Origin of the sequence: Epilithonimonas tenax DSM 16811, from assembly GCF_000428485.1 — a bacterium.
GTDB classification, from domain to species: Bacteria; Bacteroidota; Bacteroidia; order Flavobacteriales; family Weeksellaceae; genus Epilithonimonas; species Epilithonimonas tenax.
Genome location: NZ_AUAA01000025.1, coordinates 56,611 through 66,330, shown reverse-complemented (window position 1 = coordinate 66,330; position 9,720 = coordinate 56,611). Strand labels below are relative to the sequence as shown.

Genomic DNA, 9,720 nt, shown 5'->3' with positions numbered 1-9,720 from the left:
CATAGATGTGACAAAAACCAATGAGTTTTGGAAGTATGGTAATTATGATAAGGAGGAATAATTTTAGCGCAAAGTCAGGAGACTTTGCGCAGCGGGCCTTATACCGTTATAAAAGATGCTTTGTTAATCGGAAACAAATACTACCTAAATAAAGATAATGAAAAAAATAATTAATTTACTATTACTACTAATCCTAACGCAAACAGTGTCCTGCCAGGAAAAAAATATCAATACTATGAACAATACCTATAATAGAGAAAAAGATTATGTCATTTTTGAAAATCAGCCCAAAACGGGTTATTTTATACAGGTTAATAGTCAAAACTGTCATTATAAAATTTTATTGGACGACTTTTTAGTTTATTCTTATAATGATACATATCCTGCATATTCGGTAAGACCAATGTTAAATTCGAAAATCTTAAAAAGTGGGGAGCAAAAGTTATCTATAATTGTTACGCCTCAAAACGGAGAAAGACTCACACGTAACTCAGATTTGACTATTCGGCTATTGCGCTATTCGGACATGTCAAATAAAGCTGATTTTGGAGGAGTAAATACCATTTTAGAATGGGAAATGCCTCCCATTGATGATAAAAATCCGTTACCTTTTGTAAAGTTTGATACCACATTCAAAGCAGATGTGCCGTATGAGATGAACACTATTAATTATGCGATTGATTTAACAAAAACAAATAAAGATGTGCTTTTGAAAGAAGTGGTAGAAAAATACAAGGAATATCATCAATATATTAGTAACGATTATGATAAATACAATCAAGAGGCAAAACAGAAAATACTTTCTTCTGTAGTTCCAAATTATAAAACTAAAACAGAATTAGAAAATATATTAGCGGAAAACAAAAAAGATTTTGAAAATGATAAGTACAACTCCACATTACAGCCAATAGAAAACTACAAAATGGTTTTATATGGAAACGGAAGAGTAGCAGCATTAGAACGCATAAAAGATGGCGGTCGCATTATCTGGTGCAAAGATCCTAAAACAGGAGAAGAAATACTCTCCCTACCTTTATTTATTTACAAAGACAATAGGGATAAGCAATGGCATATTTGGTAGTTCTAATTTTATGATAATGTAATTTAAACTTTTACTATGAAAAAAATACTTTTTTTATTCCTAATTCTACCAAGTTTAGGATTTTCACAATTAAACCTTAATGAACTAAAATTTCTTGCTGATAATAAAAATGATGTTAATCTTCAATTTATAAAAAAGAAAGGATTTGTGTATCGAGAAGAAAAAGATATAGGGGATGGTACAAAAAAGCTTATTTACGAAAAAAATGATTTCAGTAATTCTTTAATAGTAATGAGAGTTGACAAAAAAGGAGAAAATCTTATCACTTACGTCCCCGCTGCGCAAAGTCCCCCCCCCGCTGGCGCGAGCGTCCCGCTCGTGCCGGTAGAGTAAAAAAAACATCGCAATTGCGATGTTTTTTTTTGAGTTAATGATCAAAAGGTTTACATTGTGAAAACCCAAACGGTGCATCACAACATCTTAAAAACGATTTTTTTTAGGGAATGGTTTTTGTAATTTTTGAGGCTTTAGAATTCTTAAATACCAAATCTCAAAATAATATGAAAAATTATCTTTTACCAGCCGTCGCCGTGCTGTTTTTCAGTTGTAAAGAAACCAAAAAGACCGTTGCTTCCGCACAGAGCGAGGAAGCAGTCACCCAAACCGACACCCTGAAACTGCCGCCACCCGACGAGAAAAATTCTAATACCAAATTCAGCAACGTCATAGGTTGGGGCAAAGACAAGGCGCCCACTGCGCCGGAAGGTTTCACGGTGACACGTTTTGCGCAGGATATCAAAAGCCCGAGAAATATGATTCAGGGAGAGAATGGTGATATCTTCGTGGCACTTTCCAACTCGGAACGTTCCACCGCAGACAAAATCAAAAATGACCTCAGTGGAAAAAGCGATGCTGAGGTGGGCGGCCAATCTGCCAATCGGATTATTCTGTATCGCGATGCCAACAAAGACGGCATTCCGGAAACGTCTTCCGTATTCCTTGCCAACCTGAACCAGCCTTACGGGATGCTGATTATCAAAGACAAATTTTACGTTGCCAATACCGATGGGCTCTACGTCTATCCATACAAAGCAGGCGATACCAAGATCACACAACCCGGTAAAAAGATTGTGAAACTGCCAGCTGGCGGTTATAACAACCACTGGACGAGGAATCTGATTGCCAACAAAGACCAGTCTAAGATCTACATCTCGGTAGGATCAGGCAGCAACGTTGGCGAGAACGGCATGGCATACGAAGTGCGAAGAGCCAATATCTTGGAAGTAAACCCCGATGGCAGCGGCGAAAAAATTTACGCATCGGGACTTAGAAATCCTGTCGGGATGAGCTGGAATCCAACAACCGGACAACTCTGGACGGTTGTGAATGAGCGAGATGAACTGGGCGATGAGCTGGTTCCTGATTACCTGACCAGTGTGAAGCGTGATGCATTTTATGGCTGGCCATATGCCTATTTCGGAAAGAATGAAGACCCGAGAAGGAAAGGCGAAAAGCCTGATCTGGTTGCCAAAACCATTGTGCCGGATGTGCCTTTGGGAAGCCACACGGCTTCCCTTGGTTTGACGTTTTATACAGGATCTCAGTTTCCGGAGAAATATCAAGATGGCGCTTTCATTGGGCAGCACGGCTCCTGGAATCATTCTGCTTTGGTAGGTTATCAGGTGGCATTTGTGCCTTTTAAAAATGGAAAAGCTTCGGGTTCTTATCTGTCATTCCTTACCGGATTCGTTGCCGATGAGGCCAAAGGTGATGTTTACGGCAGACCTGTAGGGGTGCTTCAGATTGCTGACGGATCTTTGCTTGTTGCAGATGATGTGAGCGGCATTGTTTGGCGTGTTTCCCACAGCAAAAAGTAAACATGCTGTCAAACGAAGAATCCGTCTCTGTAACCTAGACGGATTCTCTTTGTTTCTATTGATATCGTTCGTGTTCTTTTGGTTTGGAGAATCTCTCTATCAGTGGTTTGAAGAGTGCTTTGTATTTCTCGATATCAAACAGCTGAGAATCTGTCAGCGCCTTGTAGGTGATCCATACACTGAAGGGGAACAGTACAAAGTTCGGGATCCAGGCAGCGAGATAAGGATTCAGTTTTCCTTTCCATGAGATGTTTTCTACGGTAAGGTTCAGGACGTAAAAGATAATAAAGATCACGATGGCGATGATCACAGGAAGTCCCATTCCTCCTTTTCGGATAATGGATCCAAGACTGGCTCCTATCAAGAAGAAAATGATACATGTGAAAGAGTAGGAAACGATCCGCTGCTGGTACATCACGATTTTATTGTGATTTTTTACCGTGTCTGCAATGGCGGTCTCGTTAGATGCGATGGATGTTTTCAGCACATCTACCTTGCTGTAAGCGCCCCATAGTACTTCCAGTTTTTTGTCCGTTTTCAGCGTGTCAATTTTATATTGCTCTTTGATGATCTTATCTTTGGTTTTAAGTTTATCAATGTACTGAACATAACTATTGGTCTGCGTCAGGACAGGCGATGTCAAAGAATTGATCATCGAGATGTTCGTTTTTCGGTTTTTCTCCAGCGTTTTATTCACTTCGGTATAGGTTTGAAAACGATAATCCTCTGTGATTTTTTCTTGTTCTATGGCATTGTTGATCAATTCACTGATATCAAAGTGATACACCAGACTATCAAATTTTACCGATTGATTGGGCTGTTTTTTTCTTTCTTCGTACGGTTTCCCGGAGATGTTGTCTTCGTAAACATAACCGTTGTAGAGAATCAGTTTGAGGTAATTGCGGTCTTCTGCAGGAGCAAATTTTCCTTTCTTGGCAATAATGGTTTGTTGGTTATCGTAAGGACTGGCGTTTTTGTGGAGGAAGACACCTTCCAGTTTTTCACCGCCTTCACCATAGATCTTGTCAAACTTCACCGAGTATCCACTGATCTGATCTATAAAAACACCTGGTGTAAAATTGATTGCAGGCTTGGACGACACAATATTGAAAAGCATATTCTTGGCCTTGCGTTGAAAATTGGGGATGACGTTATTAGAAAAGAAAAACAGAATCCCAGCCAGAAAACCTACCGTAACGAGTAGTGGCATCATCACCCGAAGGAGAGAAATCCCCGCCGCCTTCATCGCCGCTAGCTCATACCGTTCCCCAAAATCCCCAAAAGTCATTATGGAGGACAGCAGGATCGTAAGCGGCAAAACCATACTCACAACGTTCATGCCAAGGTAGAAAAGCAGTTTCAGGATCTCACCGTAGGTCAGTCCTTTTCCTGTCAGTTGTGACATTTGGGTCCAAATAATGTTCACAATGAAGATGAAAAACAGCACACTGAAAATAAAAAGAAATGGCCCGAAAAAGGTTTTGATAATATATTGATCTAATTTTTTCAATTCAGAAATTTAATCCTCAAAAATACTGCAAAAAAAGCAATACTGAAATGGGTTGGCGGATTTTAGGACATATTTATAAAGTAAGTTATTTGGGCGCCTTCATCCGTCCTCCGTTCCCGCTTTTTTTGTCATTGCGATCCACTTTTGTTAATCTGTAGAAATGTTCAAAAATCGCAATGACAAAAAAGAGCTCCACTCAGGCCGGGGCGCGCTTCGCCATCATCCAAGATTAGTTAATCAAATCTGCCTTTTGTTATTTTGTGAAGAGTCAAAATTTAACTACCGATAATTAAAGAACGAAAATCTTTAGTCCTTAAACGAAGAATTATTCAACGCGAAAAAATCCGCAACAATCAGTTGCGGATTTAATTTATAAAAAGGAAAAAAATCTATTATCTATTCGTCTATTATCTATCCGTCTATTATCTATCCGTCTCTCTAAAATATATAATCCGTACTCAGGAAGTTAGAATCGTGGTCTCTTACGATAGCGTTCAGTAATGCTTTGTTGGATTCTGTGATTTTTGCAGCCACCAAAGACCTGATGGAGAAAGATCGCAACGCATCAAAAACAGAAAGCGTTCCTTCCGCACTGTCTTTTCTTCCGGTGAATGGGAAAACGTCCGGACCTCTTTGCGCCTGACAATTGATATTGACACGGCTTACCAAATTTACAAACGCGTCAATGAGCGTAGAGGTTTCCTGCGGATCTTCGCTGAAGATGCTCACCTGCATCCCGTGATCTGCATTCACCTGATAGTCGATTGGCTCCTTGATGTCATCAAAAGCAACCACGGGAATCACTGGCCCGAATTGCTCTTCGTGGTACAGTTTCATCTGGTCATTCACAGGATAAACAACAGCTGGGAAGACAAAAGAAGCCTCGCTGTAACCACCGTTTTCGTTCAGGACTTTGGCTCCTTTTGATACGGCATCTTGGATGCATTCTTCAAGATAAGGTGGTTTGTGCACTTCAGGAAGCGGCGTGATTTTTACCTCTTTTTCCCAAGGCAAGCCAGCTTTCAGGGCAGAAACGGCGGCGGCTAATTTCTGGTTAAATTCCTCTGCCACATCTTTCTGAACGAAGATTAATTTCAGAGCCGTACATCTTTGACCATTGAAGGAAAGCGCACCGAGAATAATTTCGCTCACGGCAATATCTAGGTTGGCATGTTTTGTAACGATGGCTGCGTTTTTTGCATCCAGACTTAAGATGGCTCTCAGTCTGTTGACTTTGGGATGCCGTTTTTTCAAGCCATTGGCGACTTTACTTGATCCGATAAAAGCGAGTACATTCACTTTTCCGCTTTCCATAATTGGCGTGATGATCTCGGAACCTTTGCCGTACAGCGTGTTCACAGTTCCTTTTGGAAAGGCCTCCTGGAAAGCTTTCAGCAAAGGGTAATGTGCAAGAACGCCGTGTTTCGGCAATTTGAACAAAATGGTATTTCCCATAATCAAAGCGGGAATCAAGGTCGTGAAGATTTCATTCAATGGATAATTAAACGGTCCCATACTCAGGACCACGCCAAGCGGTGCTCTTCTAATCTGGGCAATGGTGCCTTCTGCCTGTTGGAATCTGGATGATTCTCTATCCAGATCTTTTAGCGCATCAATCGTTTGGTTGATGTAATCTACGGTTCTGTCGAATTCTTTCGTAGAATCGGGGAGTGTTTTTCCGATTTCCCACATCAGTAACTTGATGACCAGCTCACGTTGCTGAATCATCAGATAGACGAACTTCTGCATACACTTGATTCTGCCTTCCACAGACATCGTCGGCCATTCGCCAAGTCCGTTGTCGTAAGCTTTTACAGAGGCTTCCAAAACAACCATCGCGTCTTGTGGGCCGATGTTCGGGATGCTTCCCAGAAGTTTTCTTTCCAGTCCGTTTTCTGTTGGGATGCAGATGGGCGAATAGACTTCGGTGACATCGCCGCTCCATTGTACCAATTCGCCGTTCAGCAGATATTCTCTCTGGTGGATGACGGGAACTTTGTATTCTTCGGGAATTTCGTTTTCGCGTTTGAATATGTTTTTAAAATTTGGATGTTCTGTGCTCATCGTTTTATGAAGTGTTATTGATTAGGTTATGAATTTGATGCCAATAAATGTAGAGATAAAGATTGATTCCGGGAAGCTGTTAACATAGATTTATTCTATGCGAGAATCAAAAAACTCAACCGTAAAGTTGAGTGGTTATTGTTTTGCTTTCTGGCCCATTTGCAGGTGCGGCAGATTTTCATTAAAAGAATCTGCTGAATGTGCGTCATCTGCGAACGGTCATGCCTCTTGTTTTTTATTTGTAGACTTCAACGCCCAGGCGATCAATGCAGGCTGCATAAATAACCTGGCGAATCTTTTGCTGTCTGTATTGAGTCCAAAGCTGCTTTTCCGATTTTTGTACTGCGCAATATTTCCCGGGAAAACGGCAGTGAATAATCCGGCTGCGAGTTGTCCTACGAGAGATTCGTACTTCCTAGGGGCGGCGATGATGGCTGCTCCCATGGCAATCTCTACGATCCCGGAATAGACCACCGTATCATCTTTTTCCAGTGGCACCCACTCCGGAACCTGAGCCTGAAATTCTTTTCTGGCGAAGGTAAGATGTCCGATTCCTGCTGTGATCAGCATAGCGCCTAGGCCGTATTTTGCGATGGTTTTGATTGTACTTGCTTCCATAATAAGGGATTTTCTGAGAGTAGGTTCAAGAATGATTCCAAAAAATACTAATGGACTGTTAAATAATTTAGCGTTATTTTAATTCTGACATTAAATTTGAAATGCTGTTGATTTGAATCTTTAATAAAAAGAGATAAATTTGTTTAAAATTAAAAATATGGTTTCCAAAATAGTTTTCGGTGCGTTGTTATTTGTCTCAGCATTTGTTTTTGCTCAAAATTCTAAAAAAGGCAATACCGTTCTGATGGGCGGAAATCCCGTACAGACCTATTCCCAATTGCCGGCAGTGAATCAGCAGGCGCCCAAGTTCACTTTGGCAGGTGTGGATATGAAAGACCAAAATCTGGACTTTTACAAAGGGAAGTTTCTGATTTTGAATATCTTTCCAAGCGTAGATACGGGTGTCTGTTCTGCGTCGGTGCGTCATTTCAACGAAAATGCTGCAAGCCTTCCCAATACGGTGGTGCTGTGTATTTCCAAAGATCTTCCTTTTGCGCAGCAGCGGTTTTGTGGGGCAGAAGGCATTAAAAATGTCGTGATGCTGTCTGATTTCCGTTCTGATTTTGGGAAAACATATGGCGTAGAATTGACCGATTCTCCTATGAAAGGGCTTTTGAGCAGAGCTGTTGTGGTGATAGATCCAGCAGGAAAGATTGTGTATGAAGAGCAAGTGAACGACATTTCCCACGAGCCCAACTATGAAGCGGCTATGAAGGCAGTCAAATTATAAACGAAATGGTGGGTTAACAGATAAAGACTCGATTAAAACTTCGCAAAAGGAGTTTTCTCTCTGTTAAGAATCAAGATGAAAGTACCGCGGGTCAGGAAATTGAAATTTAAAATCTAAATCTTGGATCAATTTCTCCGGAGATACAGTTCTTCCCACAGCCGTTCTTTCGCCACTGTAGGCTAAACCTTTCTGTGCATTTATCACCTCTTCTTTGCTGGGATGAATGGGTGCAACAACGTTGTATAATTTAAATTCAGAATGGCTATTCAGCATTTTTTCTACCACTGAACAAATATCTGCGTAATGAATATGATTCACCAACTGATCGAGATTGGTTATGTTGTAATTCTTCAGAAGCCGCTGATCGCCCATTAATCCTGCCAATCTCAAGATATTCGTTTTCGGGAATTTTTCTAAAATGAAACTTTCACTTTCCACATCTTGCGAATCAAGATCGTCTTCGGTAAATTCTTTTTTGGTATCTGGATAAACGCCTGTGGAACTTGCTAAAAATAACTGACCTTTAAAATCTCCTAAAAAGTTCAGAAGATTTTGCCTTTTGTCATTCATAGGAATTTGAGCACCTCGAATGCCCGAAAAAGGTACGCTGATGATGATGGCGTCTAAGTCTGCTGCAGATTTCCAAGGTTTCATTTCTAAATCTAATTCGTTGGGGAAACTTACCAGCGTGGTGTGATAGCCTTTGGCGTTGAGGTTTTCTGCTTTTGATGGCGTAGTGGTGGTGGCGAAAATTTCGTATTGACCTGACAGTCTTTCTGCGATATGATTTCCCAACCAGCCGAAGCCGATGATGCCTAGTTTTTTCATTTTTTGATTTTAATTTTCAGCGCTTTTTAATTGTCGTCTGAGTATTGAACAATCTGAAAATATTTTATCGGATTTTCAACAACAAATTCGGATCCGGACAGTTTTCTTTATAGAAATCAATTTCTTTAAAACTGCAAACCCCGGGATAATCGCCTTTTTTATTTTCGATATTTTTAATGATCTGAAAATGCAGATGCGGTGCATAATCTCCATTGATGGGCGGTTTTCCTAGTTCTGCAATTTTCTCGCCTTTTTTCACGACTTGACCTTCCGTTTTTCCCTCTAAACTTTCAAGGCTTAGATGTCCGTACAATGTATAAAAAGTGCAACCGTCGATTTTATGTTCCAAAATAATGGTAGGACCATAATCTCCCAAACCCAGATTGTGTTGAAAACTGTGAATTTTTCCGTCTAGTGCGCTTAAAACCGGCGTTCCGGCTTTGATCCAAAGATCCAAACCGATATGAATATTGCGCTCCTCGGTATTTTCATCATTAAAAGTTTCACTTCTTTTATACAGATTTCGGTGTTCCAGATAACCTCCAAAAGCGACTTTTGCCTTATTTACCGAAAGATGATTTTCTACAAATTCCTCGAATTTTTCTGCGTCTGTAAGATCCAGATCCAGTTCATCCGTATGTTTTGCAGAAAGATCGAAGGGTACATAATTTTTGTAATCGATTGTAGCATCAATCACTTGTACGTCGGTTTGTTCTTTCAAGACATTTTCAAATATGGCCATCATTGATTTTAAATTAAAAAAAATACTTTGCCAATTTAAGAATAAATATTTTTTGAAATAGCAAAATTGATATCATTCTCTGAGCTAAAGTCGAAAGATTTTTAGTGCTCAGTCTCACTAATGAAATTTTCATCGTTTAATGTGTTTTTTTTCATATAAAATGTGCTAATTACTCAAATAAAATATAAATAATTATGCATTTGGCTTAAAACATTTTGCGGAGAATAAAATGCAGTTGCAGATCTCGCGGATTTGCAACCTGTGAGTATTATAAAAGCTAATGCAAGGATTTATACATATTGGAAGCCG

Annotated in this window: 9 protein-coding genes; 4 read left to right on the top strand and 5 right to left on the bottom strand. The window is 40.1% G+C overall.

All coding sequences use genetic code 11. The features are described 5' to 3' along the window. Positions 1 to 157 precede the first annotated feature (157 nt). The 3 genes from F564_RS0112275 to F564_RS0112265 all read left to right on the top strand — a co-directional run bounded on the left by F564_RS0112275 (position 158) and on the right by F564_RS0112265 (position 2,919). Positions 158 to 1,081 carry a hypothetical protein gene (locus tag F564_RS0112275; RefSeq protein ID WP_028122916.1) on the top strand — a complete coding sequence of 308 codons (924 nt, stop codon included), beginning with the start codon at positions 158 to 160 and terminating at the stop codon, positions 1,079 to 1,081. A gap of 36 nt (positions 1,082 to 1,117) precedes the next feature. Further along, positions 1,118 to 1,435 (top strand): hypothetical protein, encoded by a 318-nt coding sequence (locus tag F564_RS0112270; RefSeq protein ID WP_028122915.1) that lies wholly within the window; start codon positions 1,118 to 1,120, stop codon positions 1,433 to 1,435. A 167-nt stretch (positions 1,436 to 1,602) separates the two neighbouring features. After that, positions 1,603 to 2,919, top strand: a complete 1,317-nt coding sequence (locus tag F564_RS0112265) for a PQQ-dependent sugar dehydrogenase (protein ID WP_028122914.1) — start codon at positions 1,603 to 1,605, stop codon at positions 2,917 to 2,919. 55 nt (positions 2,920 to 2,974) lie between these two features. Here F564_RS0112265 and F564_RS0112260 read toward each other — a convergent pair whose 3' ends face one another. From F564_RS0112260 to F564_RS0112250, 3 genes are all read right to left on the bottom strand, one after another. Further along, the gene (locus F564_RS0112260; RefSeq protein WP_034981510.1) at positions 2,975 to 4,429 is read right to left on the bottom strand and encodes an LptF/LptG family permease; all 1,455 of its coding nucleotides are present in this window, start codon (positions 4,427 to 4,429) and stop codon (positions 2,975 to 2,977) included. Between the two features lie 438 nt (positions 4,430 to 4,867). Beyond that, positions 4,868 to 6,493, bottom strand: coding sequence for an NADP-dependent glyceraldehyde-3-phosphate dehydrogenase (locus F564_RS0112255; protein ID WP_028122912.1), 1,626 nt, complete (start codon positions 6,491 to 6,493; stop codon positions 4,868 to 4,870). A gap of 219 nt (positions 6,494 to 6,712) precedes the next feature. Beyond that, complete coding sequence (locus F564_RS0112250) at positions 6,713 to 7,111, bottom strand: DoxX family protein (RefSeq protein WP_028122911.1); 399 nt, start codon at positions 7,109 to 7,111, stop codon at positions 6,713 to 6,715. 157 nt (positions 7,112 to 7,268) lie between these two features. On the opposite strand from F564_RS0112250, the gene tpx reads away from it, so the two are divergent. Then, positions 7,269 to 7,841, top strand: coding sequence for a thiol peroxidase (gene tpx, locus F564_RS0112245; RefSeq protein ID WP_084406814.1), 573 nt, complete (start codon positions 7,269 to 7,271; stop codon positions 7,839 to 7,841). A gap of 63 nt (positions 7,842 to 7,904) precedes the next feature. Here tpx and F564_RS0112240 read toward each other — a convergent pair whose 3' ends face one another. Next, positions 7,905 to 8,669 carry a Rossmann-fold NAD(P)-binding domain-containing protein gene (locus F564_RS0112240; RefSeq protein ID WP_028122909.1) on the bottom strand — a complete coding sequence of 255 codons (765 nt, stop codon included), beginning with the start codon at positions 8,667 to 8,669 and terminating at the stop codon, positions 7,905 to 7,907. Between the two features lie 64 nt (positions 8,670 to 8,733). Further along, positions 8,734 to 9,411 (bottom strand): peptidoglycan DD-metalloendopeptidase family protein, encoded by a 678-nt coding sequence (locus tag F564_RS0112235; protein ID WP_028122908.1) that lies wholly within the window; start codon positions 9,409 to 9,411, stop codon positions 8,734 to 8,736. Between the last annotated feature and the right edge of the window lie 309 nt (positions 9,412 to 9,720).

Coding starts and splice junctions, on each gene's coding strand:
- F564_RS0112270 (WP_028122915.1), top strand. CDS start 1,118: ATGAAAAAAATACTTTTTTTATTCCTAATTCTACCAAGTTTAGGATTT.
- F564_RS0112255 (WP_028122912.1), bottom strand. CDS start 6,493: ATGAGCACAGAACATCCAAATTTTAAAAACATATTCAAACGCGAAAAC.
- F564_RS0112250 (WP_028122911.1), bottom strand. CDS start 7,111: ATGGAAGCAAGTACAATCAAAACCATCGCAAAATACGGCCTAGGCGCT.
- F564_RS0112265 (WP_028122914.1), top strand. CDS start 1,603: ATGAAAAATTATCTTTTACCAGCCGTCGCCGTGCTGTTTTTCAGTTGT.
- tpx (WP_084406814.1), top strand. CDS start 7,269: ATGGTTTCCAAAATAGTTTTCGGTGCGTTGTTATTTGTCTCAGCATTT.
- F564_RS0112240 (WP_028122909.1), bottom strand. CDS start 8,669: ATGAAAAAACTAGGCATCATCGGCTTCGGCTGGTTGGGAAATCATATC.
- F564_RS0112235 (WP_028122908.1), bottom strand. CDS start 9,411: ATGGCCATATTTGAAAATGTCTTGAAAGAACAAACCGACGTACAAGTG.
- F564_RS0112275 (WP_028122916.1), top strand. CDS start 158: ATGAAAAAAATAATTAATTTACTATTACTACTAATCCTAACGCAAACA.